The following is a 25692-nucleotide window of genomic DNA, read 5'->3' as shown; positions in this document are numbered from 1 at the left end:
GCCATGTTCAGACTTCTGTTTCGTCTGTACCTGGTGACCATCGTCTCGTACAGCGCGGCGATTTACCTGGTCCCCGACCTGGTGATCAAGCTCTTCCATGAACGCTTCATGGCGTACAACCTGGATTACTCCCGAGGATTGCAGACGCTCATTGCCAAGCAATTTCAAGCGATACCCGAGGCGCAATGGCCGGCCCTGGCCGACGAGATGGACAAGGAATTCCAGCCACTGCACATCGTCCTGGCACGCAGTGATTCCGACGATTTCACCCCCGCCGAACAGCAACGTTTGCAGCGTGGCGAGAACGTCGTGCGCATCGGTGACTGGGGATGGCGCACGCTGGCCGTGGCGCCGCTGAACCAGCACATGGCCGTGCAAATGGTGGTGCCGCCGGACCCGCTCGACGTCAACCTGTTGTACTGGAGCATCAACGTGCTGATCGGCGCGACCATGCTCGCTTGCATGTTGCTGTGGCTGCGTGGGCACTGGCGCGATCTGGAGCGTCTCAAGGGGACTGCGGAGCGCTTCGGCAAAGGACAGTTGGGCGAGCGTACGAAGATTTCACCACGTTCCAACATCGGCAGCCTGGCGAATGTGTTCGACACGATGGCGGGTGATATCGAGAGCTTGCTCAATCAACAGCGCGACTTGCTCAACGCTGTCTCCCACGAATTGCGAACCCCGCTGACCCGCCTGGATTTCGGCCTGGCACTGGCGCTGTCCGACGATATGCCGGCCGCCAGCCGTGAACGCCTGCAAGGGCTGGTCGCGCACATTCGAGAGCTGGATGAACTGGTGCTGGAATTGCTGTCCTACAGCCGCCTGCAAAACCCGGCGCGGTTGCCGGAGCAGGTCGAGGTTTCGCTGGATGAATTCGTCGACAGCGTGCTGGGCAGCGTCGATGAAGAACTGGAGTCACCGGACATCGTCATCGACGTGCGGCTTCACGGGCAACTCGAACGCTTCAGCCTTGACCCGCGCCTGACCGCCCGGGCGCTGCAGAACCTGCTGCGCAACGCCATGCGCTATTGTGAAAAACGCATTCAGGTCAGCGTGCAGGTCGTGGCTCAGGGGTGTGAAATCTGGGTCGATGACGATGGCATCGGGATCCCCGACGACGAGGTTGAGCGCATTTTCGAACCCTTTTATCGCCTCGACCGCAGCCGCGACCGCGCCACGGGCGGCTTTGGCCTGGGGCTGGCGATCAGTCGGCGCGCGCTGGAGGCGCAGGGTGGAACGCTGACGGTCGAGGCATCACCGCTCGGTGGCGCGCGATTCAGGCTATGGCTGCCAACGCCTGGCTGATCGTTCTTCAGGAGCACCACAAACCCTTCTCCAGACGCGACACACACGGTGGCGAGCAAGCTCGCTCGCCACCGTTCGTCACTCGACAAGATACTGTGCATTCAGCAATCAGGTTTTCGACGAGCCATTAATGGCCTCCGCCAGATCCTCGTACTCTTCGCACGTATTGCCGCAAATCAATTTGATTTCCTGCAACTGCTCCTGCGCCAGATCCAGCCGACCTTTGATCACATACGCTTCGCCAAGGTATTCGCGCACTTGCGCGTACTGGGGGTCGAGTTTGACCGATCGCAAGTAGTACCCGATGCCTTCGTCGGTGCGACCGAGTTTGCGCGTCGCGTATCCGCGATAGTTCAGCGCTTTGGCGGTGTTCGGCTCCTTGAGCGTATCCAGCAACGCCAAGGCTTCCTCGTAGCGTCCGTCCCTGGCCAGGCGATAGGCGTAATCGGTGCGATCCGCGTCCGGCAGCAAGCTGCTGTTTTGCATCAGGCATTTTTGCTGCTTGCTGTCCCAGACCTGGCCTTTGGGGCAATTGGGCTTGGCCGGCTCTTCCTCGTCGCCGTTGGCAAACGCAAAGGAACTGCACAGGGCGACGGCCAGCAACAGCGGGGTGCAGCACCAGGCAAGACGAGTATTCATAGGACCAATCCTCAGGGGTGAAAGCTATAGAACACCGCAGCGTGAACAATTGTTCATTACTTTCAGGCGATCTCTGTAAGGAAAGCTCAACCCCAGACGCTATGCTCGTTAGCATTCGTTGCCGTTCTGGAGCGCTGCCATGAAAGATCACGTCCACCATACTGCCGCTGCTGGCTACAAAACCGCTGCCGAGACGTACGTACGCGGTCGTCCGGACTATCCACCGCAACTTACTGTTTGGCTGACGGAGGTGCTCGGTCTGAATGCGCACACCACTGTCATAGACCTGGGGGCCGGAACTGGCAAGTTCACTGGTCGGCTGGTGGCGACCGGGGCACAAGTGATTGCCGTGGAGCCGGTGGCGCAGATGCTGGAACTATTGTCAGCCGCCTATCCGCAAGCACTGGCTGTCAGTGGTACGGCCACGGACCTGCCGTTGCCTGATGCTTCGGTGGATGTTGTGGTGTGCGCCCAGGCATTTCACTGGTTCGCCAGCCGTGACGCCCTGGACGAAATCGCTCGGGTGCTCAAGCCCGGTGGCAAGTTGGGCCTGGTGTGGAACCTGCGTGATACCCGCATCGGCTGGGTGCCGAAGCTGGATGCGATCGTCAATGCGCTGGAGGGTGACACGCCACGGTATTACACCGGCGCCTGGCGCGATGCGTTTCCCCATGACGCATTCGGGCCGCTGCAGGAGCAGCAATTCGCCCATGGACACACCGGGGCGCCGGAGGATGTGATTCTCAATCGGGTGCGCTCGACCAGTTTCATCGCTGCACTGCCGGCGATGGAGCGGGCAAAGGTTGATGAACAGCTGCGGGCGCTTATCGCGTCCGAGCCTGAATTGCGTAACAAGGATGTTGTGACAGTGCCCTATATGACTGCAGCCTTCGTGGCCGTGAAAGGTGGCTGAATCGTTGTGGGAGCTGAGCCTGCTCCGGGCGGTGTTCCGACGATGAACGATGACTCGGTTTCAGCTCAGCAGCCGAATCGGCGCTCCGGCAGCCCAGGCTTGAATGTCTTCGATCATCTGCGAGAAAAACAGGTGATAGTTCTGCTGGCTGACGTACCCGACATGCGGCGTCGCCAGTACAGTGTCCAGGGTCCTGAACGGATGATGAGCGGGCAGGGGCTCCTGTTCGAAGACGTCCAGTGCCGCGCCGGCAATGCGGTTTTTTTGCAGAGCCTTGATCAGCGCCGACTCATCGACAATCGGCCCACGAGCCGTGTTGACCAGCAGCGCGGTCGGTTTCATCCAGTCCAGTGCCTGAGCGTCGACGATGCCCCGGCTGCGATCGCTGAGTACCAGGTGCACCGATAACACGTCAGCCTGTTCGAACAATTCCTGTTTGCTGACGTAAGTGACATCTGCCTCGGCCGCACGCTCGGAGGTCAGGTTTTCGCTCCAGGCAATGACCCGCATGCCGAACATCTGACCGAAGCGGGCGACCCGTTGACCGATACTCCCCAGCCCCAGAATGCCCAGGGTTTTGCCGTGCAGATCACCGCCCAGACCCTGTTGCCATTTGCCTTGGCGCAGGGCGTTGGCTTCGTTCACCAGGTTGCGGGTCGCGGCCATGATCAACGCCCAGGTCAGCTCCGGCGCCGCGTGCTTGTAGCTGTCAGTGCCGCACACCTGAATACCCAGCGCGCCTGCGGCTTTGATGTCCAGAGCGGCATTGCGCATGCCGCCTGTCACCAGCAGCTTGAGGTTGGGCAAGCGACGCAGCAGGTCGTCATCGAAGCGGGTGCGTTCGCGCATCACACAGATCACCTGGAACGTTTCCAGGCGTTTGGCCAAGGCGTCATTGTCGGCTGGGTAGTCATGGACAAAGTGCACCTCGCCAATGCCCTCCAGCGCCGACCAATCCACTACGCCGCTCGCGACATCCTGCCAATCATCGATCACCGCTATCTGCACCGCCATCAGCGTTACCTCATCAACGAACGGGGTTGGTTTTGTTCAGCCAGGCGAGCAGGGCCTGGTGGAATTTTGTCGGTTCTTCCATTTGCGGTGCGTGGCCCATGCCGGGGAATTCCACCAGTGTGGAATGCGGAATGAGTTTGGCGACCTGTTTGCCAAGCACATCGTAATGGCCGATTTTCGCTTTGACCTCTGGCGGGGCAATGTCCTTGCCAATCGCTGTGGTGTCCGAGGTGCCAATCAACAACAGTGTCGGCATCTTCAGGTTCTTGAATTCGTAATACACCGGCTGGGTAAAGATCATGTCGTAGATCAGCGCCGAATTCCAAGCCACCAGGACTTTGCCCGGACCTTTGGCCAGACCCGCGTACATGTCTACCCAGCGGTCGTACTCAGGCTTCCAGCGGCCATCGTAATAGGTGGTGCGCTCGTAGTCGCGGATGCCTTGCGCCGTCACTTTGAGCTCGCGCTCATTCCACTGGTCGACAGTGCGATAAGGGACACCGAGGGCTTTCCAGTCTTCCAGGCCAATGGGATTGACCATCGCCAGCTGTTCAACCTGCTCAGGATATTGCAGGGCGTAGCGAGTCGCGAGCATGCCGCCGGTGGAGTGGCCCAGCAAGGTGGCTTTCTGGATGCCCAGGGCCTTGAGCAATTGTTGCGTGTTGGTCGCCAGTTGCTGGAACGTGTATTGATAATGCTCTGGCTTGCTGGAAGTGCAAAAACCGATTTGATCCGGTGCGATGACCCGATACCCGGCTTCGCTGAGCGCCTTGATCGACGTGTCCCACGTGGCACCGCAGAAGTTTTTGCCGTGCATCAGCACCACGGTGCGGCCGTTGGTTTTGCCTTCAGCGGCAACGTCCATGTAACCCATTTGCAGGGATTGGCCTTGAGACTCGAAGGCGAAATGCTTGACCGTGTAGGGGTACTCGAACCCTTGCAGCTCGGGTCCGTATTCCGGGCCTTCGGCGTGGGCGAGGGAGGGCAACGCAGCGGTCAACAGAAGGCCGGGCAGCCAGCGCGAGAGGGTGAGAGGCATGAGTAAACTCCAGTGGAAATCGGCCGATGCTGGAACGGCTTGATTAGGGCGACATTAAACACAGGCAATGACCGCGCCAGATCGTTCAACCCATCCAGCCGAGGGTCGCCAGGGCCCACACCCCGTAACGAGCGCCTTTAGCGAGGGTCACGATCAGCAGGAATCGACCCAGGGGCTCGCGCATGACACCGGCCACCAAGGTGAGCGGATCGCCAATGACAGGCAACCAACTGAGCAGCAGCGACCAGTGGCCGTAACGTCGATAGTGAATGCGGGCTTTTTCCAGATGACGGGGGCTGACCGGGAACCAGCGCCGATCGCGAAAGCGTTCAATGCTGCGCCCCAGCCACCAGTTCACCAACGAGCCCAGGACATTGCCCAGGGTCGCAACCGCCAGCAGTGACCATAGCCAATACTTGCCGCTGAGCAACAACCCCACCAGAACCGCTTCCGATTGCAGGGGCAGCAGGGTCGCCGCGCCGAAGGCCGCGAAAAACAGCCCGATGTAAGCGCCGAACATCACTGGGCGGGATAGTCCGCCACCACGACATCCGTACCGTCCTTTTTAAGGCCGATCACCTGATACGCATCGCTCATGCCGTCCATTTCCATGCCGGGCGAACCCATGGGCATACCGGGGGCGGCAACGCCCAGCAGGTCATCGCGCTTGCTCAAGGCCAGAACCTGATCGGCCGGAACATGACCTTCGACGAATTTGCCGTTGATCAGGCCGGTGTGGCAGGACGCCAGGCGCGGGGGCACACCGTGCTGTTGCTTGAATTGGCTCATGTCGGCTTCAACGTGATCCTCGACCTTGAAACCATTGGCTTCCAGATGGCTGATCCACTTTTTGCAGCAGCCGCAGTTGGCATCGCGATGAACTTCAATCGGGATCAAGTCGGCGGCCTGGGCCAGGGAGGAAATGAACAGGGCGCTCAGGGCAGCCAGTCGCAGGTGGGTTCGCATGGGCATCTCGTTTCGAACTGCGGCCAAAAAAATGCATTCTGACCATTTTCAGCGACCAGGCATTCAAGGAGTGTTTCGAATTAATTCAAAGCTCAACGACCTGATGATCGTAGATCAAGGCTGTCAGGCAGATGAAGCGAAGATGACAATGTTGTCAGGTTGGCCACTGAGCACCGGCAAGGGTGCTCAGGGTGAGAAGAAGTGAACGGTTAACGGTGCTGATAGTCACCCGGGCCGCCCCGGCCATAGTGGTCGTGATGCCCGCCGCCGTGTGGGAAAACGATGCAACCGCTCAGGGTTAAAAGGGCCAGCAGGGGAATCAGCCGTGTGATTCGACGGAACATGTGAAAATCCTCATGGTGAGCGCCGTGATAAAGCTAAAACTCTTCATCGGCTGTAACATGAGACCCCGTTTGCAGCGTGCCATCCCCGGAATACGGTAAGGGCTTGGCATGCGACCGGATACAAACCGGATACATTTTCATCAGCTTCAGGAACTCGCAATGACACAGTCGCAACGTTTGAAATATTCGATTCTGATCTCGCTGGTGGTACTGGCGATCATGTTTGGCCTGTCCTATTTGCAGAACACAGGCGTTATCACTGAAAAAATGTTCCAGTACATCGCCATCGCCGTGGCGGTGATCGTGGTAGTGGTGAACGGTGTAATGCGTCGCAAGGTCAAGCCTTGAGCGACGCACCTTGAAAACCGGTTATTCGCCGTGCAATGCGGCGAATGCCTGGGGGTTCAGGCGGTAGCTTTTGTCACTGTTGAGTTCGATCACGCCTTCGCTGCACAGGCGTTTCAACACTTCGCGCACGCTGAGAAACGACAGGGGGATGTCCAGATCCAGCAGTTGGCTGTGCAGCCCGCGGACACCCAGGGTGCGGTCGTGTTCGGCGGCGTTGAGTAAGGCGTCGATGACTTTCAGGCGAATCAGGCTGGTGCGCAGGCCGAAGCTCTTGAGCAGCATCCTGATGCGTTCGTTGCCATGGCGATCGGTACGTTGATCGAAAACGCCGGAGCCAATGGTGGTACTCATTGGCGCAGTGCTACCGTCCGTTGGCAGTTGCGAGTTGTGCATGCAAAAACTCCTTTTCAGAGCCTGATCCGGGAAATTATTGGTGCTCTCAATCAATAAGACGCATGAGCCTGGCAAATCATGAAGGCTCGAATGTAGAAATTTTGTCGACGCCGCGTCGACAAGTCGTGAGATGCCTTTGGTACGGGGTTTCATGCGCTAAATTTTTTGCCATTTGTTTCGTTCTTGGGGGATGAAGTGCGCTCCCACAATGGATCGCACCGGACATCTTCGATCAGGAGCGAGCGTGATTATTTCCAGGCAGTTAACCCGGTTGAGCCTTGCCGCCATTTTGGTGGGTTTAAGCCTTGCAGCGAACGCGCGCAGCCAGTCAGAGCAGGCCAGTGCAGACATCCGTCGAACCACGTTTGGTGTGCCGCACATTCGCGCCGATAACGAACGCGGTCTTGGCTACGGTATCGGGTACGCCTACGCGCAGGACAATTTGTGTTTGCTGGCCAACGAAATCACCACCGTCAATGGCGAGCGTTCGCGCTATTTCGGGCCTGAGCAGTTCACGGTCGAGGAACGTGAAAATCAGGTCAGCGACCTGTTTTTCACCTGGCTAAACACCCCCCAGGCCGTTGACGCTTTCTGGCAGGCGCAAACCCCGGCGGTGCGCGACCTCATTGAAGGTTATGTCGCGGGCTACAATCGCTCCCTTAAAGAAACCCGCGTGCAAGGCTTGCCCGCGCAGTGCCAGGGTGAGTGGGTGCGCGACATCACTGCCCAGGACCTGGTCAAACTGACTCGACGCCTGTTGGTCGAAGGCGGCGTCGGGCAATTCGCCGAAGCGCTGGCCGGCGCCACGCCACCCCAGGCCGTCGCGGCCACCGCCGATTCAGGATCATTCCAGCTAGCCGACTCGCGCCTGCAGCGATTCGCCCTGGACCGAGGCAGCAACGCCGTCGCCGTCGGCAGCGAACGTTCCTTCAACGGTCGCGGCATGTTGCTGGCCAACCCGCATTTTCCCTGGGTGGGCGGGATGCGTTTCTATCAGATGCACCTGACCATTCCCGGCAAGCTCGACGTGATGGGCGCCGCGCTGCCTGGTCTGCCGATGATCAACATCGGTTTCAACCAGCACCTGGCCTGGACCCACACAGTGGATTCATCCAAACATTTCACTCTGTATCGCCTGCAACTGGATCCCAAGGACCCGACCCGTTACCTGCTCGACGGCCAGTCATTGCCGATGACAAAACAGACCGTGACGGTGAACACGAAACAAGCCGATGGTCAGGTCCAGCCGATCTCCCATGTGGTTTACAGCTCGCAGTTCGGCCCGATTGTGCAGTGGCCCGGCAAGCTCGACTGGGACACCCAGTTTGCCTATAGCCTGCGCGACGCCAACCTGGAAAACGACCGGGTATTGCAACAGTGGTATGAGATGAACCGGGCGGACAGCCTTGAGGCGTTGCAAGCGTCGGTGCACAAGATCCAGGGCATCCCGTGGGTCAACACCCTGGCGGCGGACGACAAGGGCCAGACGCTCTATATGAACCTGTCGGTCGTGCCCAATGTGAATGCAGAAAAACTGGCCAGGTGCAGCGATCCACGCGCCGGCTTGCAGATGATTGTGCTTGACGGGGCCAGGAGCGAATGTGCCTGGGACATCGATCCTCAGGCGGCGCAACAAGGTATCTATGCGTCCGACCAGTTGCCACAGCTGCTGCGCAAGGACTTCGTGCAGCATTCCAACGATTCGGCATGGATGGCTAACCCGGCGCAACCGCTGACGGGTTTTTCGCCACTCATCAGCCAGGACAGCCAGCCATTGGGGCTGCGCTCACGCTTTGCGCTTGATCGCCTGGGTGCACTGCACAAGGCTGGCCCTATTGCGGCAGCGGACCTGCAACGCATGGTGATGGACGATCAGGTGTTTCTGGCCGCGCAAGTGATGCCGGACTTGTTGCAGTTCTGCACGGCGGATCTGGGCGCAGACGCACCGGTGCTCGCACCGTTGTGCGCCAGCCTGAAGGCTTGGGACGGCAGCGCGAACCTGAACAGTGGCCTGGGGTTTGTCCACTTCCAGAATGTGATGGAAGCGTTGCAGGAAATGCCTGATGTATGGCGAGTGGCGTTCGATCCGCAAGACCCGCAGCACACACCCCGAGGTCTGGCGATTGAGCAGCCTGAAGTGGTGAAGGCCGTTCGGCAGGCGATGTTGGCCTCTGTTGAAAACGTCGACAAACAAGGCCTCAACAAAGACAGCCGTTGGGGGGACATTCAGGTGGTGAGCAGCGGGGGGCAGCAGACACCCATCCATGGTGGACCGGGCACTTTGGGTGTTTACAACGCCATACAGAGCGTGCCCCGAACCGACGGAAAACGGGAGGTCGTCAGCGGGACGAGTTACCTGCAAGTGGTGACCTTTGACGACAGCGGACCGCGTGCCCAAGGCTTGTTGGCGTTTTCGCTCTCCAGTGATCCGGCCTCGAAGTATTCACGGGACCAGACGCTGGCGTTTTCGAAGAAACAGTTGAGCGTGATGCCGTTTACCGAACAGCAGATCAAGGCCGATGCGCAGTATCAGGTGCGCACGATCAGTGAGCGGGATGAGGCGGTTGGCAAGGTCGTAAACCAGTAAGATCAAAAGATCGCAGCCTCGCTTCGCTCGACAGCTCCTACAAAGGATCGAGTGAAACGAGGCCGCGAGTTTTCAGCTTTTAGGGGTTTGCTGCGGGAGGGCGTTCAATACCGGATTACCGTCCTTGTTGCGCGTCACGTAGACCGGCAATACCTTGGGCAAGGACGCCACAAGGCCGTTGAGTTCCTTGATGTTGTAGATGCCGCCGATGCGGATCGAACCGGTACTGTGATCAGCCACAATCAGCGGTTTGGCCAGATAGCGGTTGATCAAGGGCAGGGCGTCGGACAGCGTCAGATCATCCAGCACCAGCTTGCCCCTGCGCCAAGCCAATGAGTTGTCATTGTCATAGGTCTGACTGATGCGCGGAATGTAATCGCCGTGTCCGTAGCTCGCCTGCATGGCCGGCCCGAGACGTAGACCATCGCCTGGAAGGTCATCGTTGCTGCTGACCAGCACCGACCCTTCAATCAGGTTCACACGCACCTGATCTTCATACATCCAGACGTTGAATTGGGTGCCCGTCACTCGAATCTTGCCTTGCGCCGCTTTCACTATAAAAGGATGCGTGGTGTCGTGGCTGACCCTGAAGAATGCTTCGCCTTTTTTCAGGGTCACCCGGCGCTGGTCCTTGTAGTTGCTGAACGTCAGCTCGCTGCCCAGGTTCAATTCCACCTGGCTGCCATCGCCAAGGGTGACATGACGGACCGTATCGCTTGCTTCAATGTGTTCGTACGCGTTCGGCAGCCACCCCATGTTCCAGCCGCTGACGGCTGCCAATGGCAGCGCCACCGCGCACACGGCGGCAGCGATGCCGAAGGTACGCCAAGGTGTTGCGGGTTTGATGTGCTCCACCGGCGCGGCAATGGTCGGCGGACGAGGCAAATCCCCCGCAACGTCCCAGATCTCCAGCATCGCTTCGTACTCGAACGCATGAAGTGGATGCGCATCACGCCATTGTTCGAATGCGATACGCTCTTGCGCCGTACAGTCGTTGGCGTGCAAGCGCATGCACCAATGCGCAGCAGCATCGGTAATGGCGTCGTATTCGGCTTGGGAGAGGGGGCTGTCGGTCATTGACTCATCCTGATTTGCGCCATTCTAACCTTTGAGCTCACTCGTCGAGAACAACCGTCATGGCAATTACCCATCAAACTCGCAAGATTTTAATGATTCAAGGGGTGCTGACGTGCAATTGGCGCCCCAATCGGGTGATTAGCCAGGCAACGCTGTCTGCGTTGGCAAGCAGTACCTTCAGCCTGATCAGTGCATTTTTCTTGAATTGCGTACGGGCGCCGCTCAGGTTTACTGTCTTGGTCAAGGTCAGTACCAGCTTTTTTACATCACCCGTGTCTTCTTCAAACGTGTTACCCAGGTCATCGCGGTCTCCGGTAGCGGGATCGTAAAGCGTGAACAGGTCAGTGTACGGCGTCTTGACCGAGAGCGCGGTTTCTTGAAGTTTGCTTAATTCTTCTTTCAGCCCGCGGGCCGTTGGGCTGGATGTGTCAATAAGGTCGACAAAAGGTCTGCCGGAATCGAGGTAAGTTATGTCCTCCGCGTCCAGCGCAATGTGCGCGACCTCATGTACAAGCGTCGCTGCCCGGGCATGGGTGTTGATCGGGAAATCGGGATTACTCAGGTAGGGCTGGTAAACGTCGTACGCTGGCTTGAAGAATCTGTTCACCAGGTAAATTTTTCGCTTGATGTCAGACGGGACAGTAAATGCAAAAGTATTTGTTTCGCCCGAAACGGCCCTGCCAACCACAAATCGGCTGGAAGTTTCCTTCGTGAGTGAGGGTTCCAACAGGGTTGCAAATACATTACTTACCGCTTGTTCAAGCAGCTCGACGTGCTCGGGCAGAACGGTGGTGACACCCATGAAATCCTTGATGAGCTGATGCACCGGGGTGACGGTATCGCCAGAATCTTTCAGCATTTGCAGATTACGAAAACTGTTCCAGGCGTAGGTCGTGGCCAGGTCCAGCGCTTCGGTTATCTGACGTGCTTTTTCAGGAAACAGCATCCGGATCTCGGACATTCCGGTAGCGTCGACATTCATCCCGTCCCATACAGTAAACGTGGTCCTTAACCGATCGAAGATACTGAAGCGAGGATGCGTTGTTTTCCTGTCCACTGTCCATTGACCGGACACGTTCCGGTTTACATAAGGTCCCCGTTTTTTATCGCCGCCGATTCTCCAGCGCGTGCCATGTTTTGTGACGGGATACACTTTTCCTTGCGCAGGGCAGTAGTGTTTTTTAGTTGAAGGATGCTCATAAAGCCCAAGCTTGACGTCGTGTGTCAGCGAACCCAAGTCGATGTCGATGCTTTCATGGATGCTCAGGTGCGTGCGTTCGGGCGCGGTGATATTGATGTCTTGCCACTTGAACGGCGTCGTTGAAGGTGTTGATGCCGCCACGACGGGCGCCGAAGACGGTGTCGATTGAACATCCTGTGAGTCGCGTAACGTGGCGAGCTGAGCCATGCCATTGATGAACTCTTTTAATGCCGGTCCCCATCTATGCAACTGCAGATCCTCGGCGGATTGCTTGATGCGCTGATAGCTACGCCACACGGTGAGCGGGTAGGCCAGTTTTCCCGCAAAGAAGTTGAAGGCGGCATGCAGGCCTTCGCCCAGCACGTGCTTGATGGTTGCCCACGCACTTTGCTTTTTGTCATCTGCCTGGAAACCGAGCAAACGGGTCAACACATCAGCCGTGTCGTTAAATAGCCGTTTAAACAAATGACCCTTGATCGGGTTGAAAGCCAGGGTGACGTCGGCAAGGCGCTTGCCGGTGCTGCCTATTTCTTTTTCGAGCAGCGCTCGATCAGTCTGTGGCAGGTTCATCAATACCCAATCGATCAGCCCACCGCCCGATTTCAGTTCGGTCAGCAGCTGTGCCTCGTTTTGATACTCCTTTATGCCGTGCCCGCTGCTGTGAGGCGCGATGAGTATTTGAGTTGCCGCTTTATCACTTGAAGATCCGATCAGATAGACACCCGGCACGGTCATCGCCGGGGTGTTTTCAACACCGACAAGTTCAAGTGGGCGGATGATTGCATGGGCGCCCACGACTGCTGCACGGGCGATAGCATCTGGCAGGTCGGCGATCTGCTGGATCAGCTCGAATCCGGTTTGACTGAGTTTTCCCTGCAGTTTTTGTTCATGTGCGTAGTGCATCAACTGCCAAGGCACTTGCGTGTAAAACCGCTTGCGGCGATCCGCCGAATCTGCCTGGGTTTGCGCAAACGCGTCCTTCACTGTTTTTTGCTGATGCTCGCCAAGTTTCAGGTTTTTTATCAGATTTTTTATGTACTGCTCGTTCATATCCGCGGGGACTGCAGTTGAGGTCAGCGACACCAGTTTGAATCGGGTTTTGTCCAGGTCGGTGAAGTGGATCAATGCGAACTCGGTCAGGGTTTGCCTCATGACCTGGGCCGTCTTGGCGTCGTTGATTCGGATCTCTATATCGTCCGGATCGAAGTCGTAAGCGTCCGCCTTGAGTTGTTTTTGCAGGTGTTGCCGTGCGGTGTGTTGCAGCGAGCTGATACCGGATAGGTAGTCTTGGTCGTCAGTGACATTGTTGAGGTATTGCTGAAGCAGTTCGCAATGCAGCTTTTGATCCGCAATGCTTGCTTTGGCCAGCCACGCCGGCAGCTTCTGCCGTGTGTTCAAGCCCTCGGCCATTTGCGTTACGCGCTGCAATCCCGTCTGCGGTGCGCGCAGTGCCACTCGCGCCATAAGCTCGGCGAGTGCTGCAGAGGGAAGCGGTGAAGCCAGTGCGTCAGCGACGCGCGTGGTGTCCAGATGTACAAATGATTGTTGTACGTGCTCAAGAAAGTGCGTATCGATCAATTGCAGCGGCGCCAAGGTGCAGGTCTTGCCAGGCAGTCGTTCACTCGCCCCCAGGTTTTCCAGGAGCGTGTTGCGAAGAACCTTGTCCGCGAGGCGTTTTTCGAGCGCTTTCAGTAACGGTGTCAAACCAGTGAATGCTTCAAATCCGGACGCCGGCGTCCAGAGTACGGTTTTGCCCGACTTTGCCGGATCAAGGCCTCCCTTTTCCGTCAATGCAAAACAACTGGCCAGTTTCAACGGGACCGTGGCGTCGCCGACGTTCAACGCCAGGGAAAATACGTCGGGCACAAAGCCGTTCAGTTTGGCGCGCTGCGAGCGCACCGGTTTATCAAGCACCGCTTTAATGATCGCCTGCTCAGCGGCACCCAGAGTGCGCGTGACGGTGCGCAGGTCCAGTTCACTGCGTAATGCGGTCGACAGCGTTTGGGTGAAGCTCGATTTGAGTGTTGCAATTGACGTCGCCACGGCGGCCTCTGCTTCGGCAACCGTGCGGATGGTTGACGCGATAACCGGGTGTGCGTCGAGGTGTTGATCAAGCGTTTTCCTGGCAAGGGCGATTTTTTTCAATTGCGCTTTGGCGGACTCGCCACCCACGGTCGCTGGTTGGGCGTACCAGCGTGAATTCATGTGTTGACTGGCGTGATCTTCAGCGTCCACTGCCAGCAGTCCGTTATCGATTAACCCTCGGACATCCAGCGCCTGATCGAGTAAGACATACGGGTCCAGAGTGCCTTCGCTGTCACGGTAGAGACCCAATGCGTGGGACACGTTATCCCGTTGTTTGCCGAGGATGTCGCTCATCAACTGTTCAAACACCGAACCGGTGATCGGTTGCCCGACAATGTCTCGATCACCCGGCGCCATTGCGATAAAACGACCGCGTTCGGCGAACGACATTAAATTGAGCAGCGCGTCTTCATGCGTCTCGCTTTTCAAGCGTTCCAACAGGGTGTTCGTCACAGTGGACACGTCCTTTGTGGGTTCGATGCCCTTGTGCTGCGTGTAGATGAATCCGCGAGAACTGCTGCTACCCAGTATCAGGGTCGACGCCAGGTCTGTGTAGCTATTGGCCGGTGTTGTAACGCGTACAGTTTTTGCGAGAAAGGTGGACTCGGCACTCATATGGCTGGCGCCCGTGAGTGCCTGATACTCCTGTGTCGATAAATCACCTTGTTGTCGCTTGAGTAGAAGACGCGTGTAAAAGGTGTCGCGCAAACACTCGGCAAATAGGGCCAAGCGCGATAGCCCATGGCTCGTTGTGGTGTTCCAGTACGTTTCAAGCAGGTTGTCGAGTTGCGACGTCAAGCTGTTGGCGATCTCTTCTACCGCGATCTGCCATGCCTGGTTATCGCCAGAGGTACTGAAGCTGTGTTCGGGGTTGGAGAACACTCGAACGTCGCCTGCTGGCCAACCCTTGAGGTGGTAATGCAAGAGTGCCTGGCTGAGGGACAGTGACGATGTTTCCCGTAACTTGTCTTTTTCAGCCACTGCAGAGCGGTTACGAACGTAGGTTTGTAGACGGGTCAGGCGTTGATCCAGGGTTGGAAATGACTTGAGCAAAATGTGGCTGGCCTTGAGAGCTTCATCCAGCATCGACTGCAAGGTGGGCATTTTGAGCAGTTCGCCCATCAAGGTCGTCAGGTTCTGCGCCTGGTTGCGTTCGAAGACAGTCTCTTGATCCTGAAACACCGAACCCTCTATTTCTTGCGTGGTAATACCAGGCGTAATCGTGGCGGGTAGTTCGCTGCGTTGTTCAATGGAGAGAAAACGCATCAGCTCCTGCCTGCCGGTTTCCTGCCCCAGCCACTCCAGCAGTTTGCCCTTGACTTCGTCCATCTTCTTGAACTTGATCAAGCCTTGCCACGGGGTATAGAGCACGACTTCACCGTCGTCTGGCCGACTCATGGCGAAGGCCCCGGCCAACGGCGTGCCCTTTTCACCGTTTTGCATCAGAAGCAAGCGATGAACGAGCATCGGCGAGGTATGGTTTTTACGCGTGGTATGGGTCGCGAGGTAAACCGTGGAAAGCCATTTGAGATCGTCAAGGGAGAAGTTCAGGGCTTTTTCTTGAGCGCCCGTTTGCTTGGCAGTGGAGGCAAGTTCTGCCTCCTTGAAAAAATACGGCAGTGCTAATGTCGTCATTGTGTCTCCTCGAAGTGCTGCGAGTGCTGAGTCATCGCAGGTCATTGGGTCGAGGGAAAAACGTAGGGCAGGGGGCGATGTTGAGTGCGGTAGATATTGCTGGCACCGATTTGCATGCCCAAAACTTGACAGCAAGGCCGTATGAAAGCGCTTAATCGTCGTGTCGCGCTTTTCTAACAATAAAACCGGAGCTTCAGATGACCGCATCGCCAGAATTGGCCGTTAGTTCGTGCAAACAAACGCTCGATTTCGATTCTCTTGTTGTGTTGCTTGAACAGATTTTCGTCCGTCATGGCACCTCCATGGACGTCGCCCGGACCCTGGCGCAAAACTGTGCCGGTGCCGAACGGGACGGCGCCCACAGCCATGGCGTGTTCCGTATTCCAGGCTACGTATCGACGCTGCGAAGCGGTTGGGTCAATGGGCAGGCGGTGCCTGTGGTGGAAGATGTGGCGTCAGGTTTTGTCCGGGTCGATGCCGACAACGGTTTCGCCCAACCGGCGCTTGCGGCTGCGCGAGCCTTGTTGGTAGAGAAGGCCCGCAGCGCGGGTATCGCGGTGCTGGCCATTCGTAACTCTCATCATTTCGCCGCGTTGTGGCCAGACGTGGAGCCTTTCGCCTATGAAGGGCTGGTGGCGCTGAGCGTGGTCAACAGCATGACCTGTGTGGTGCCGTACGGTGCGGATCGCCCCTTGTTTGGTACTAACCCGATAGCCTTTGCCGCACCTCGGGCCGACGGTGATCCGATTGTTTTCGACCTGGCAACCAGCGCCATCGCCCATGGCGACGTGCAGATCGCCGCGCGTAAGGGTGAACGCTTGCCTGCGGGCATGGGAGTCGACAGCCTCGGTCAGCCGACCCAGGACCCGAAAGCCATACTGGAGGGCGGGGCGTTGCTGCCGTTCGGCGGGCACAAAGGTTCGGCGTTGTCGATGATGGTGGAGTTGTTGGCAGCGGCGCTGACCGGCGGGAATTTTTCGTTCGAATTCGATTGGTCGAACCATCCAGGGGCCAAGACGCCCTGGACCGGGCAATTGCTGATTGTGATCGACCCGAGCAAGGCTGCTGGGCAGGGTTTTGCCGAACGCAGCCAGGAACTGGTGCGGCAGATGCACAGTGTGGGGCTCAAGCGGTTGCCGGGAGATCGTCGTCACCATCAGCGGGCGAAATCGGCGGCCAACGGCATTGAACTGGATGTACAGACGTTGAAGGAGTTGCGGGAACTGGCGGGGGGTTGAAGCGTATGGCGCGGGAGTCCGGATCTCACGCCGGTCTCCTGTAGCAGCCGGACGCAGGCTGCGCCAGCTGCTACAGGGGGAGTGTTGCTACAAGCTGAATGCTATTAACGACGGCCCAGCAACAAGCCCACCACCAAACCGAAACCGGCGGAGATCGCCACGGTTTGCCATGGGTGACCGCCGATATAGGTTTCGGTGGCATCAACGGCGGGCTTTGTCCGGTCACGAACGTTTGTCACCGAATCCATCGCCTGCTGAAGCTTCTGGGCAATTTGACCACGAAGGGTCTCGGCTTCTTCACCGACCAGTGATGCGCTGCTTTTAAGCAGTTTGTCGGACTCCTCGATCAGCGCCTGCAACTCGCTGAAGGCTTGATCCTTGATTTGGTCTGCGGCGTTTTGTGCGGCGGTTTTCCGAGCCATTGAGGTACTCCTTACTGATTAATGGGCAGTGAACAATGGAGTCTGCTGCGATGGAAAAAGTTGCAGGGATTTTGCGCTAACCCGTGATCCTTCGGAAAATCCAGCGCAGGAGATTTCTGACTACAGTGTAAGATGTCGCCTATTTTACGCAGCAGGTAAATCCCATGAGCTTTAATCTGGCCGACAAACCCCTTGCCGAGCGCGCCGCGCTTGAAGATGAAAAATCCCGTCTGTTCGACCTTTGGCAAAGCAATCTGGGCAAAGCCAAGGGTGAGGCGGCACGGTTGTTCGGGGAGCGCGCCAAGCGCAAAGGCAAGTGGTCCGAGTGGGTCCGTTCCGAACTCGACGCCATGTCGCCTCCGGAATTCGCGAACATGGTGCGCAGTGAAGTGAACCGGCTGATGGCTGCCAAGTAACCCTGCGCCCGACACCGTCCCTGTAGGAGCTGCCGCAGGCTGCGATCTTTTGATCTTGCTTCTCGGCGATTTCATCAAGATCAAAAGATCGCAGCCTGCGGCAGCTCCTACGGGGTACGTTTGCACTCGCAAGATTGTCATTGATCGCTGGCAAAGCTCGCGACAATCGCCTCGCGCACTTTCAACACGACCGGATCGAGTTGCGTGCTGGTGCGCCAGCCCAGCTCGATCGGGTAACGCGGCAAGGCCAGAGGGCAGGGCAGTAGCGTCAGGCCACTGAGCGCTGCGATGCTCTGCGCGGCGTGGGTCGGAATGGTCGCCACCGCCTGACTGCCTTTAAGCAAAAAGGGGAGTGCCGCAAAGTGCGTCGTGGATGCGCACACCCGGCGAGTCAGCCCCAGCGCTGCCAATCCCTCATCCGTGATCCCGATAAAGCCGCCCGACGACACCAGAATGTGCTCACGGGCGACGAACGCCTCAAGGCTGAGGTTGTGCTGTCCCTCGGCAAGACTGGCGGGGTCGACCAGGCACGCATAATCCCCTTCACCCAACACCTGACGACTGAGCAGTCGCTCGGCAAATCCGCCGGCAGTAATGGCCAGATCGATGCTGCGGTCCATCAAGGCCTGCGCGACGATCTGGCTATGAGTCTGACGGAAAATCAGCCGCAGCTTCGGTGCACACCGGGCAATGTCCGAGATCAGGCGTCGACCGTAGGCGATTTCAAAATCATCGGACAAGCCGATGGCAACGGAACGACCTTCGTACTCATGGGCCGCAGGGTCGACCATGGCCAGGCTTTGCCGGCATTTGTTCAACGCATCGCTAATGACGGGCTTCAGCTGATTGGCCCGGAGCGTCGGCGCGAGGCCGCGACCGGTGCGGACGAACAAGGGGTCGCCATACACGTCGCGCAGCCGGCGCAGCGCGGCGCTGACGGCCGATTGCGTCACGCCCAGGCGCAGTGCCGCGCGGCTGGCACTGGATTCTTCATGTAACGCTTCGAAGACTTTGAGCAGGTTGAGATCGACAGTAGTGATATTCATGGTGTTCATATCATTCAGCAGTGAGTCGGGCTTTATTCATGATCCTGTCCCGCCGGAGAATGAGCAACACCCCAGCGCTTTTGGAGAGACCGACATGCCCAAGTCAATCGTTGCTGCATTGCAAATCGGCGCTTTGCCCGGTGGCAAAGCCGACACCCTGGAGCAGATTCTTGCCTGGGAAAACGCCATCATCGAAGCCGGCGCGGCGCTGGTGGTCATGCCCGAAGCCTTGCTGGGCGGTTACCCGAAAGGCGAGGGTTTCGGCACGCAACTGGGCTATCGCCTGCCGGAAGGGCGTGAGGCATTTGCCCGCTACTTCACCAATGCCATCGACGTGCCCGGCGCCGAAACGGAGGCGCTGGCGGGCTTGTCGGCGCGCACGGGCGCGAATCTGGTGATCGGCGTGATTGAGAGAGTCGCCAGCACGTTGTATTGCACCGCACTGTATTTCGATCCCATAGGCGGGTTGGTCGCCAGGCACCGCAAACTGATGCCCACCGGCACCGAGCGATTGATCTGGGGCAAGGGCGATGGCTCGACCTTGCCGGTGATCGACAGCCAGGTCGGGCGGATCGGCGCGGTGGTGTGCTGGGAAAACATGATGCCGCTGTTACGCACCGCGATGTATGCCAAAGGCGTGGAAGTCTGGTGTGCACCGACGGTGGACGAACGGGAGATGTGGCAGGTCAGCATGCGTCATATTGCCCACGAGGGGCGCTGCTTCGTTGTCAGCGCCTGCCAGGTTCAGGATTCGCCAAAAGCCTTGGGACTGGACATCGCCAACTGGCCGGCGGATCGGCCATTGATCTCGGGTGGAAGCATCATCGTTGGCCCCATGGGTGACATTCTCGCAGGCCCGTTGCGGGGTGATGCGGGGTTGCTCACCGCGACGATCGATACCGATGACCTGATTCGTGCCCGATACGATTTCGATGTGGTCGGCCACTACGCGCGCCCGGATGTGTTCGAGTTGACGGTGGATGAGCGGGCGAAACCTGGCGTTCGATTTACCGCATAGCGCCCACATTGGTTTCCACCGGTTCATAAACAACGCGTCGGCCAGCCAGTGAATTTCAACGTCGCTCGAGCCATTCTTCCCGAGTGATTTCCCAGATATCCTTGGGAAATTCCCCTCCGACAAACCGGCCTGTCCCCGTGTCGATCAACCGCATTCCACCCCGTTCCGATAGCTTGCGCGAGCCAATGTTCGGTGCCGCTTTCGGAACGCGCATCACCGGGCGACCCAGGGTTTCAAACCAATACGCCGTCACAGCGGCGCTGGCTTCAGTCATCAAGCCTTGCCCCTGCCATTGGGGCCCGAGCCAGAAACCGCGGTTGTTGTCCTGCTCGTCCATCAAACTGATGTTCCCGATCAGATGCTCCGGGGCGGTTTTCAAGCGAATCGACCAGTGCCACTCTGTTCCTGCGGCAATCGCCGGCAATGCGATGTCACGCAGATAAGTCTGGGCGCCGTCTGCCGGATAGGGCCAAGGCACAAACGCGTTGAGGTAACGAACAACCTCCCAGTGCGCGAAGTGTTGCTGGATGTCCGGCGCATCAGCCATTTCCAGCGGTCGCAGGATCAGGCGTTCGGTGTAGAGCGTGGGTGTCGGTTCCATGATGGATGGGGCTCCTTTGTCGGGCCTACCAGGTGCCGGATGTCGTCCCCGGCAGGCTGAGATTGCCAGTGTCCACGAATCGCATCGTGCCAAACAACCCGCCGGCGAGTTTGCCGCGCAACACATAGGGCAGATTGTTCAGCGACTGGGTTTGACTCAAGCCCAGGGTCTGACGCAGCACCGAGAAGGCTGACACGCTCACCGGCACCGTCAGCACAGTTTCCGAAAACCGAGCGATAGAACCCGACTGATCGCTGACGCCCGACGCCAGTGGCTGGCCATTGACCTCTAGATCCAGCGCGACGCCGTTGTAGTCGACAGGAGTCTCGTTGGGGTTCTGCACGCGTATTTTCACCGCGAAGCGCACTTCCATGTCCTGGCTTTGCAGGGGCTCCAGGCCGACGACATTGATGTTCAGCGGATCGCGATTGGGGAACAGGGCGCAGGCGCTCAGGGAGAGCAACAGCAAGGAAAGGATGACGGCGTGGACACTGCGCATAAACAGGCTCTCATGAAGAAAAGGGCTGAACCGCCGCCGGCTCAGCCCTCGAGCCTTTTTAGCGGTTCAACTGTGCGACCGCTGCAGGCGGGACCGGTTCACCTTTGGCGGGGACCTCCGGGTTTTCCATGACCTGCAGGATCGATGCTTCGGGATCGAAATCATCTTCTTCCAGTTCAAGGAATTCCTCAGGCAGGAAGATATTCAGCACGATAGCGCACAACGCGCCCACGGTAATCGGCGATTCAAAGATGTTGTGCAGCGCCATCGGCAGTTCGCGCAGCACCTCTGGAACGGCCGCAACCCCCAGGCCCATGCCGAGGGAAATCGCCACGATCAGCATGTTGCGCCGATGCAGCCCGGCTTCGGCAAGGATCTTGATTCCGGCCACCGCGACGGTGCCGAACATCACCAGTTCCGCGCCGCCCAGTACTGGTTTCGGCATCAGTTGCAGCACCGCGCCGATCATCGGGAACAGGCCCAGAATTACCAGCAGGCCGGCAATGAAAAATGCCACATAACGGCTGGCGACGCCGGTGAGCTGAATCACCCCATTGTTCTGGGCGAACGTGACCATCGGCATGCTGTTGAACACGGCCGCCATGGCGGAGTTGAGACCGTCGGCGAGGAGGCCGGACTTGATACGGCGGATGTAGATCGGGCCTTTGACCGGTTGCCGGGAGATCATCGAGTTGGCCGTCAGGTCGCCAGCAGCTTCCAGCGGCGACACCAGGAAGATCACCGCCACGGGCACGAACGCCACCCAATCGAAGTTGAAACCGTACTTGAACGGCACCGGTACGCTCATCAACGGCACATCGGGCATGCTGGCGAAACTCACGTCACCCATTGCCCAGGCCACGACATAGCCGAGGGTCAGGCCGATGACAATCGCGCCCAGGCGCAGGAACGGCACATCGACCCGGTTCAACACCACAATCGTGCCCAGCACCAATGCCGCGAGTGCCAGGTGATGAGCTCCGCCGAGGTCCGGTGCACCGAAGCCGCCGGCGATATCCGTCATCGCCACCTTGATCAACGACAGGCCCATGAGCGTGATGATGGTGCCGGTCACAACCGGGGTGATGAGCATGCGCAGCTTGCCGATGAACTGGCTCAGTACGACTTCGATGAAGGCGGCGAAAAAGCACGCGCCAAAGATCGTCGAGAGGATTTCGTCGGTGCCACCACCACGGGCCTTGACCATGAAACCGGCACTGAGAATCACGCTGATGAACGAGAAACTGGTGCCTTGCAGGCACAGAAGCCCTGAGCCCACCGGTCCGAAGCGCCGTGCCTGGACGAACGTCCCCAGGCCCGACACGAACAGCGCCATGCTGATCAGGTAGGGCACTTCACTTTGCAGGCCCAAGGCGCTGCCCATGATCAAAGTCGGGGTGATGATGCCGACGAAACTCGCCAGGACGTGCTGCAGCGCGGCGAAAATGGTCGCGGTGAGATGCGGGCGGTCGTTGAGGCCGTAAATCAGGTCGTTGTTTCGTGCAGGTGGGGCTTTTTCAGAGGCGGTCGTGGTTGTATGCGTGCCAACAGGCGGGCCGGGTCAGAAAATGGAGGCGCAGGATGCCAGAAAGCAGCAGAAACAGTAACCAGGCGTTTCAGCATTCCACTTCCGAGCGCGCTCCCTGCGCAGGCATTTCGACAAGCTCCCCTCGCCACGGGTTTACCCCTCATCCCGGATAAATCATTTGTCTCAGGTAAAGCCCTTGTCCCCAAAACACTGCACTCAACCAAACGCCGCCACCAAATCCTCCTCAAACGCCTGTTGCGCATCCCCCGGTACCTGGGCGCGGTGGCGGGCCAGTTGAAACGCCACGTCGAAACTCATTTCACCCTCACGCACCGTTCGCAGCAGTCCCTTGTCCTCCCAGCTGCGGGCATAGTGACTCGGCAGGTAACCCACGTGTTTGCCGGAGAGGATGAAGGCGAGGGTGCCTTCCACCTGCTCCGACCGCGCCGAACAGTGCTGGCCCTGGGACGGTTCATCATTGCGCAGGAAGCGGTAGGGGTGGTCCACGTGATCACTGGCCTTCAACACCGCTTCCTCAGCGTCACCGGTAAACAGCGGATGGCCAGGTGCGCAGTACAGGTGCTGGGTTTCGCTGAACAGTTCGCGGTAATCAAACGCGGTTTGTGCCATTGAGAAATAGCCGATAGCAAGGTCCAGCCGCTGTTGCAGCAGCAGTCGCTCCATTTCGCCCGGCATCGCGGTCATCAGTTCGATGCGCACCGATTCGTCACGCTCACGAAAGCGCCGGATGGCCTCTGCCACCTTTTGCAGTACGGATGGGTCAACCGCTTCTGATATTCCCAGGCGGACTTCACCGATCAGGCGCCCGGCCACGCCATTGGATTGATGGCGGAACGCCTCGATGGATTGAAAGAGCCCGCGTGTCGCACTGAGCAGTTGTTCGCCCTTGGGCGTTATCTTGAAACCCCCTTTACCGCGACTGCACAACCGATAGCCGAGGCGGGTTTCGAGCTTGGCCATTTGCTGGCTGATGCTCGACTGGCTCAAGCCCAGATCACCCTGAGCAGCGCTGAAACCGCCACATTCGACCACACGAACAAACAGCCGCAGCAGGTGCAGGTCGAGATCATGCAGTTGACCGAGCATTAAACATTACCCCTCGATAATGTCAGGTTAACAAACCTGATATTTCGCCAATGTATCCGACGTTGCATCCTGCGGTCACTTCCTCTGGTCAGGTGTTCGTCATGGCTCCCACGTTCAAGCGCTGTCTACCGGTACTTTTTCTTACCATGGCTGCCTCGGTGCAGGCGCAGGAACAAGTGGTCAATCTTTACAGCTGGGCGGATTACGTGGCGCCGGAAACGCTGCAGCGGTTCGAAAAAGAAACCGGCATACACGTGCGCTACGACACGTTCGACGCGCCGGAAGTGCTCGAAACCAAACTGCTCACCGGCGGCAGCGGCTATGACGTGGTGGTGCCGTCGTCCAGTGTTCTGGCGCGCGGACTCACGGCAGGAGCGTTGAAAGTGATTCCTCATGAGGGGCTAACGGGCTACGCCAATCTTGATCCGGACCTGTTGGAGAAACTGGCGGCGGTCGACCCTGGCAATCAGTACGGCGTTCCCTACACCTGGGGCACGCTGGGACTTGGGATGAATGTCGAAGCGGTGCAGCAGCGCTTGCCGAACGTGCCACTCAACAGCCTGGACCTGCTGTTCAAACCGGAGTACGCCAGCAAATTGAAAGACTGTGGCATTGCCATCATCGACTCGCCCCAGGAAGTGATTGGCCTGGCGTTGCACTACCTGGGTAAAGATCCCTACAGCACTGACAAGTCCGATCTCGACGCGGCGCAGGCCTTGTTGCACACACTGCAGCCTTCGGTGCTGTACGTGGCCAGCGGACGGCAGATCAATGATCTGGCCAACGGCAGCGTCTGCCTGGCGCTGTCGTACAACGGTGACGCCAGCATGGCGGCCGACCAGGCGCGAAAAGCCAACAAACCCTACGAAATCGCTTACCGGATTCCCAAGGAAGGCACCCTCGTGTGGCAGGACAATCTGGCGATCCCCAAGGACGCTCCGCACCCGGAAGCAGCCCGCCTGTTTATCGAATTCATGCTGCGCCCGGAGTCCGTCGCGGCGCTGACCAACACGCTGTTTTTCGCCACCGCCAACCAGGCAGCGACGCCATTGGTGGATGAAGCGGTGCGCAACGACCCTGATATCTACCCACCAGCGGATGTCCGTGACCGGCTGTACGCCGACCGGACCATGAGCCTCAAAGACATGCGTCAGCGCACCCGCTTGTGGACCACTTTCCGTAGCCGCCAATAATAAGGAGCTTTAAATGGACGCCCCCGTGCAAAACGATCAGGCCATGACTCGCGACAGTCTTTATGGCACTGCTGCAGAAAGTACCTACGCCGGCATCACCAGTTTCATGCGTCGTCGCTACAGCCGCGATTTGCGCGGTGTCGACGTGGCCGTGAGCGGTGTGCCTTTCGACACCGCCACCAGTAATCGTCCCGGTGCGCGTTTCGGACCGCGCGGCATTCGTGCTGCCTCTGCCGGGATTGCCTGGGAGCGTCACTGGCCGTGGACCTTCGATCCGTTCGATCATTTGGCGGTGGTCGACTTCGGCGATTGCGACTTCGATTACGGTTCACCGCACTCGGTACCGGGAAGCATCGAGGCGCATGCCAACCATATTCTCGAGTCCGGCAGCGCGATGCTGACGTTTGGGGGCGATCACTTCATCACCTATCCGCTGCTCAAGGCCCATGCCCGCAAACATGGGCCGCTGTCGTTAATTCACTTCGACGCCCACAGCGACACCTGGCCAGACGAGGAGGGCAAGCGCGTCGACCACGGCACCATGTTCTGGCACGCCGCCAAGGAAGGCCTGGTCGATCCGTCGCGCTCGGTGCAGATTGGTTTGCGCACCACGAACGACGATCACATGGGCTTTGAAGTGCTGGATGCCCGACAAGTGCATCGCCGCGGCTGTGAAGCCATCGTCGAGGCGATCCGCGCCCGGGTGGGCGATCATCCGGTGTACCTGACATTCGACATCGATTGCCTCGATCCGGCCTTTGCGCCGGGCACGGGAACGCCGGTGTGCGGTGGCTTGAGCACGGTGCAGGCGCTGGAAATTCTGGGTGGTTTGCGCGGCATCAACCTGGTGGGGATGGACGTGGTGGAGGTGGCCCCGGCTTATGACAGTGCGGAGATCACATCGCTGGCCGCGGCAACATTGGCGATGGAGATGCTGTGTTTGTATGCGGCCAGGCATAAGGTTGATCGGTAACCTGCTGACACTCCGAATCCTTGCCGACCACGGTGTGTAGGAACTGTGTAGGAGCTGCCGAGTGAAACGAGGCTGCGATCTTTTGATCTTGCTTTTAAAAGCCAA

The 25692-nt window shown here is 58.5% G+C and carries 25 protein-coding genes; 10 read left to right on the top strand and 15 right to left on the bottom strand.

Annotated elements, in window-relative coordinates; all coding sequences use genetic code 11:
• The first annotated feature begins 3 nt into the window (after positions 1-3).
• The gene (locus AC3ZVB_RS10485) at positions 4-1305 is read left to right on the top strand and encodes an ATP-binding protein (RefSeq protein ID WP_490146468.1); all 1302 of its coding nucleotides are present in this window, start codon (positions 4-6) and stop codon (positions 1303-1305) included.
• Positions 1306-1413: 108 nt separating this feature from the next.
• Here the strand turns inward: AC3ZVB_RS10485 and AC3ZVB_RS10480 are convergent, their stop codons facing one another.
• Positions 1414-1944 carry a tetratricopeptide repeat protein gene (locus tag AC3ZVB_RS10480; protein ID WP_490146467.1) on the bottom strand — a complete coding sequence of 177 codons (531 nt, stop codon included), beginning with the start codon at positions 1942-1944 and terminating at the stop codon, positions 1414-1416.
• 139 nt (positions 1945-2083) lie between these two features.
• Here AC3ZVB_RS10480 and AC3ZVB_RS10475 point away from each other — a divergent pair, with 139 nt between their 5' ends.
• On the top strand, positions 2084-2857 hold the full coding sequence (locus AC3ZVB_RS10475; RefSeq protein WP_490146466.1) for a class I SAM-dependent methyltransferase: 774 nt from the start codon (positions 2084-2086) through the stop codon (positions 2855-2857).
• Positions 2858-2917: 60 nt separating this feature from the next.
• Here AC3ZVB_RS10475 and AC3ZVB_RS10470 read toward each other — a convergent pair whose 3' ends face one another.
• The 4 genes from AC3ZVB_RS10470 to AC3ZVB_RS10455 all read right to left on the bottom strand — a co-directional run bounded on the left by AC3ZVB_RS10470 (position 2918) and on the right by AC3ZVB_RS10455 (position 5876).
• A complete protein-coding gene (locus AC3ZVB_RS10470) occupies positions 2918-3871 on the bottom strand; it encodes a D-2-hydroxyacid dehydrogenase family protein (RefSeq protein WP_490146465.1) in 954 nt (317 codons plus the stop codon).
• A 13-nt stretch (positions 3872-3884) separates the two neighbouring features.
• Positions 3885-4910 carry an alpha/beta fold hydrolase gene (locus AC3ZVB_RS10465; RefSeq protein WP_490146464.1) on the bottom strand — a complete coding sequence of 342 codons (1026 nt, stop codon included), beginning with the start codon at positions 4908-4910 and terminating at the stop codon, positions 3885-3887.
• An 85-nt stretch (positions 4911-4995) separates the two neighbouring features.
• Positions 4996-5430: a YqaA family protein gene (locus tag AC3ZVB_RS10460; protein ID WP_490146463.1), complete on the bottom strand. Its 435-nt coding sequence runs from the start codon at positions 5428-5430 to the stop codon at positions 4996-4998.
• A complete protein-coding gene (locus tag AC3ZVB_RS10455; protein ID WP_490146462.1) occupies positions 5430-5876 on the bottom strand; it encodes a DUF411 domain-containing protein in 447 nt (148 codons plus the stop codon). Before AC3ZVB_RS10455 ends, AC3ZVB_RS10460 begins: the two co-directional genes overlap by 1 nt.
• Between AC3ZVB_RS10455 and AC3ZVB_RS10450 the strand changes: the two genes are divergently transcribed.
• Entirely contained in the window at positions 5875-6081 is a 207-nt protein-coding gene (locus AC3ZVB_RS10450; protein ID WP_490146461.1) for a hypothetical protein, read from the top strand. The two genes, AC3ZVB_RS10455 and AC3ZVB_RS10450, sit on opposite strands and share 2 nt — an antisense overlap.
• A 4-nt stretch (positions 6082-6085) precedes the next feature.
• Here the strand turns inward: AC3ZVB_RS10450 and AC3ZVB_RS10445 are convergent, their stop codons facing one another.
• Positions 6086-6220, bottom strand: a complete 135-nt coding sequence (locus AC3ZVB_RS10445) for a hypothetical protein (RefSeq protein WP_490146460.1) — start codon at positions 6218-6220, stop codon at positions 6086-6088.
• A 159-nt stretch (positions 6221-6379) separates the two neighbouring features.
• Here AC3ZVB_RS10445 and AC3ZVB_RS10440 point away from each other — a divergent pair, with 159 nt between their 5' ends.
• Positions 6380-6568, top strand: coding sequence for a hypothetical protein (locus AC3ZVB_RS10440; protein WP_162436446.1), 189 nt, complete (start codon positions 6380-6382; stop codon positions 6566-6568).
• A 21-nt stretch (positions 6569-6589) separates the two neighbouring features.
• Here AC3ZVB_RS10440 and AC3ZVB_RS10435 read toward each other — a convergent pair whose 3' ends face one another.
• The gene (locus tag AC3ZVB_RS10435; RefSeq protein ID WP_162436445.1) at positions 6590-6961 is read right to left on the bottom strand and encodes a fe2+ zn2+ uptake regulation protein; all 372 of its coding nucleotides are present in this window, start codon (positions 6959-6961) and stop codon (positions 6590-6592) included.
• Between the two features lie 244 nt (positions 6962-7205).
• Here AC3ZVB_RS10435 and pvdQ point away from each other — a divergent pair, with 244 nt between their 5' ends.
• Positions 7206-9548, top strand: a complete 2343-nt coding sequence (pvdQ, locus tag AC3ZVB_RS10430) for a bifunctional acylase PvdQ (protein WP_490146459.1) — start codon at positions 7206-7208, stop codon at positions 9546-9548.
• A gap of 72 nt (positions 9549-9620) precedes the next feature.
• Here the strand turns inward: pvdQ and AC3ZVB_RS10425 are convergent, their stop codons facing one another.
• Positions 9621-10625 (bottom strand): FecR family protein, encoded by a 1005-nt coding sequence (locus AC3ZVB_RS10425; protein WP_490146458.1) that lies wholly within the window; start codon positions 10623-10625, stop codon positions 9621-9623.
• A gap of 97 nt (positions 10626-10722) precedes the next feature.
• On the bottom strand, positions 10723-15546 hold the full coding sequence (locus AC3ZVB_RS10420) for a dermonecrotic toxin domain-containing protein (RefSeq protein WP_490146457.1): 4824 nt from the start codon (positions 15544-15546) through the stop codon (positions 10723-10725).
• A gap of 197 nt (positions 15547-15743) precedes the next feature.
• Between AC3ZVB_RS10420 and AC3ZVB_RS10415 the strand changes: the two genes are divergently transcribed.
• Entirely contained in the window at positions 15744-16784 is a 1041-nt protein-coding gene (locus AC3ZVB_RS10415; RefSeq protein ID WP_490146456.1) for an Ldh family oxidoreductase, read from the top strand.
• Between the two features lie 104 nt (positions 16785-16888).
• Here the strand turns inward: AC3ZVB_RS10415 and AC3ZVB_RS10410 are convergent, their stop codons facing one another.
• Positions 16889-17206 carry an ElaB/YgaM/YqjD family protein gene (locus AC3ZVB_RS10410; protein WP_162438148.1) on the bottom strand — a complete coding sequence of 106 codons (318 nt, stop codon included), beginning with the start codon at positions 17204-17206 and terminating at the stop codon, positions 16889-16891.
• Between the two features lie 164 nt (positions 17207-17370).
• Here AC3ZVB_RS10410 and AC3ZVB_RS10405 point away from each other — a divergent pair, with 164 nt between their 5' ends.
• Positions 17371-17622, top strand: coding sequence for a hypothetical protein (locus AC3ZVB_RS10405; RefSeq protein ID WP_162438149.1), 252 nt, complete (start codon positions 17371-17373; stop codon positions 17620-17622).
• 137 nt (positions 17623-17759) lie between these two features.
• Here AC3ZVB_RS10405 and AC3ZVB_RS10400 read toward each other — a convergent pair whose 3' ends face one another.
• A complete protein-coding gene (locus tag AC3ZVB_RS10400; RefSeq protein ID WP_490146455.1) occupies positions 17760-18677 on the bottom strand; it encodes a LysR family transcriptional regulator in 918 nt (305 codons plus the stop codon).
• Between the two features lie 85 nt (positions 18678-18762).
• Between AC3ZVB_RS10400 and AC3ZVB_RS10395 the strand changes: the two genes are divergently transcribed.
• Positions 18763-19686 carry a carbon-nitrogen hydrolase family protein gene (locus AC3ZVB_RS10395; RefSeq protein ID WP_490146454.1) on the top strand — a complete coding sequence of 308 codons (924 nt, stop codon included), beginning with the start codon at positions 18763-18765 and terminating at the stop codon, positions 19684-19686.
• Between the two features lie 55 nt (positions 19687-19741).
• On the opposite strand, the gene AC3ZVB_RS10390 is transcribed toward AC3ZVB_RS10395, so the two are convergent.
• The 4 genes from AC3ZVB_RS10390 to AC3ZVB_RS10375 form a co-directional block, all read right to left on the bottom strand.
• On the bottom strand, positions 19742-20287 hold the full coding sequence (locus AC3ZVB_RS10390) for a GNAT family N-acetyltransferase (protein ID WP_490146453.1): 546 nt from the start codon (positions 20285-20287) through the stop codon (positions 19742-19744).
• A gap of 25 nt (positions 20288-20312) precedes the next feature.
• Positions 20313-20786, bottom strand: a complete 474-nt coding sequence (locus AC3ZVB_RS10385; protein WP_490146452.1) for an LEA/WHy family protein — start codon at positions 20784-20786, stop codon at positions 20313-20315.
• Between the two features lie 58 nt (positions 20787-20844).
• The gene (locus AC3ZVB_RS10380; protein ID WP_490146575.1) at positions 20845-22275 is read right to left on the bottom strand and encodes a nucleobase:cation symporter-2 family protein; all 1431 of its coding nucleotides are present in this window, start codon (positions 22273-22275) and stop codon (positions 20845-20847) included.
• 255 nt (positions 22276-22530) lie between these two features.
• Positions 22531-23421 carry a LysR family transcriptional regulator gene (locus AC3ZVB_RS10375; protein ID WP_490146451.1) on the bottom strand — a complete coding sequence of 297 codons (891 nt, stop codon included), beginning with the start codon at positions 23419-23421 and terminating at the stop codon, positions 22531-22533.
• 101 nt (positions 23422-23522) lie between these two features.
• Here AC3ZVB_RS10375 and AC3ZVB_RS10370 point away from each other — a divergent pair, with 101 nt between their 5' ends.
• Both AC3ZVB_RS10370 and speB read left to right on the top strand, forming a co-directional pair.
• Complete coding sequence (locus AC3ZVB_RS10370; protein ID WP_490146450.1) at positions 23523-24614, top strand: polyamine ABC transporter substrate-binding protein; 1092 nt, start codon at positions 23523-23525, stop codon at positions 24612-24614.
• Between the two features lie 13 nt (positions 24615-24627).
• The gene (gene speB, locus AC3ZVB_RS10365; RefSeq protein WP_490146449.1) at positions 24628-25587 is read left to right on the top strand and encodes an agmatinase; all 960 of its coding nucleotides are present in this window, start codon (positions 24628-24630) and stop codon (positions 25585-25587) included.
• Positions 25588-25692: the final 105 nt, after the last annotated feature.

It is taken from the genome of Pseudomonas sp. MDV22-iso1, from assembly GCF_058145095.1.
This window is presented reverse-complemented; position numbering and strand designations above follow the sequence as displayed.

What these genes read in the sequence shown, in the direction of transcription:
- AC3ZVB_RS10485 (WP_490146468.1), top strand. Translation starts at nt 4, where the DNA reads ATGTTCAGACTTCTGTTTCGTCTGTACCTGGTGACCATCGTCTCGTAC.
- AC3ZVB_RS10480 (WP_490146467.1), bottom strand. Translation starts at nt 1,944, where the DNA reads ATGAATACTCGTCTTGCCTGGTGCTGCACCCCGCTGTTGCTGGCCGTC.
- AC3ZVB_RS10475 (WP_490146466.1), top strand. Translation starts at nt 2,084, where the DNA reads ATGAAAGATCACGTCCACCATACTGCCGCTGCTGGCTACAAAACCGCT.
- AC3ZVB_RS10470 (WP_490146465.1), bottom strand. Translation starts at nt 3,871, where the DNA reads ATGGCGGTGCAGATAGCGGTGATCGATGATTGGCAGGATGTCGCGAGC.
- AC3ZVB_RS10465 (WP_490146464.1), bottom strand. Translation starts at nt 4,910, where the DNA reads ATGCCTCTCACCCTCTCGCGCTGGCTGCCCGGCCTTCTGTTGACCGCT.
- AC3ZVB_RS10460 (WP_490146463.1), bottom strand. Translation starts at nt 5,430, where the DNA reads ATGTTCGGCGCTTACATCGGGCTGTTTTTCGCGGCCTTCGGCGCGGCG.
- AC3ZVB_RS10450 (WP_490146461.1), top strand. Translation starts at nt 5,875, where the DNA reads ATGGGCATCTCGTTTCGAACTGCGGCCAAAAAAATGCATTCTGACCAT.
- AC3ZVB_RS10455 (WP_490146462.1), bottom strand. Translation starts at nt 5,876, where the DNA reads ATGCGAACCCACCTGCGACTGGCTGCCCTGAGCGCCCTGTTCATTTCC.
- AC3ZVB_RS10445 (WP_490146460.1), bottom strand. Translation starts at nt 6,220, where the DNA reads ATGTTCCGTCGAATCACACGGCTGATTCCCCTGCTGGCCCTTTTAACC.
- AC3ZVB_RS10440 (WP_162436446.1), top strand. Translation starts at nt 6,380, where the DNA reads ATGACACAGTCGCAACGTTTGAAATATTCGATTCTGATCTCGCTGGTG.
- AC3ZVB_RS10435 (WP_162436445.1), bottom strand. Translation starts at nt 6,961, where the DNA reads ATGCACAACTCGCAACTGCCAACGGACGGTAGCACTGCGCCAATGAGT.
- AC3ZVB_RS10425 (WP_490146458.1), bottom strand. Translation starts at nt 10,625, where the DNA reads ATGACCGACAGCCCCCTCTCCCAAGCCGAATACGACGCCATTACCGAT.
- AC3ZVB_RS10420 (WP_490146457.1), bottom strand. Translation starts at nt 15,546, where the DNA reads ATGACGACATTAGCACTGCCGTATTTTTTCAAGGAGGCAGAACTTGCC.
- AC3ZVB_RS10415 (WP_490146456.1), top strand. Translation starts at nt 15,744, where the DNA reads ATGACCGCATCGCCAGAATTGGCCGTTAGTTCGTGCAAACAAACGCTC.
- AC3ZVB_RS10410 (WP_162438148.1), bottom strand. Translation starts at nt 17,206, where the DNA reads ATGGCTCGGAAAACCGCCGCACAAAACGCCGCAGACCAAATCAAGGAT.
- AC3ZVB_RS10405 (WP_162438149.1), top strand. Translation starts at nt 17,371, where the DNA reads ATGAGCTTTAATCTGGCCGACAAACCCCTTGCCGAGCGCGCCGCGCTT.
- AC3ZVB_RS10400 (WP_490146455.1), bottom strand. Translation starts at nt 18,677, where the DNA reads ATGAACACCATGAATATCACTACTGTCGATCTCAACCTGCTCAAAGTC.
- AC3ZVB_RS10395 (WP_490146454.1), top strand. Translation starts at nt 18,763, where the DNA reads ATGCCCAAGTCAATCGTTGCTGCATTGCAAATCGGCGCTTTGCCCGGT.
- AC3ZVB_RS10390 (WP_490146453.1), bottom strand. Translation starts at nt 20,287, where the DNA reads ATGGAACCGACACCCACGCTCTACACCGAACGCCTGATCCTGCGACCG.
- AC3ZVB_RS10385 (WP_490146452.1), bottom strand. Translation starts at nt 20,786, where the DNA reads ATGCGCAGTGTCCACGCCGTCATCCTTTCCTTGCTGTTGCTCTCCCTG.
- AC3ZVB_RS10375 (WP_490146451.1), bottom strand. Translation starts at nt 23,421, where the DNA reads ATGCTCGGTCAACTGCATGATCTCGACCTGCACCTGCTGCGGCTGTTT.
- AC3ZVB_RS10370 (WP_490146450.1), top strand. Translation starts at nt 23,523, where the DNA reads ATGGCTCCCACGTTCAAGCGCTGTCTACCGGTACTTTTTCTTACCATG.
- speB (WP_490146449.1), top strand. Translation starts at nt 24,628, where the DNA reads ATGGACGCCCCCGTGCAAAACGATCAGGCCATGACTCGCGACAGTCTT.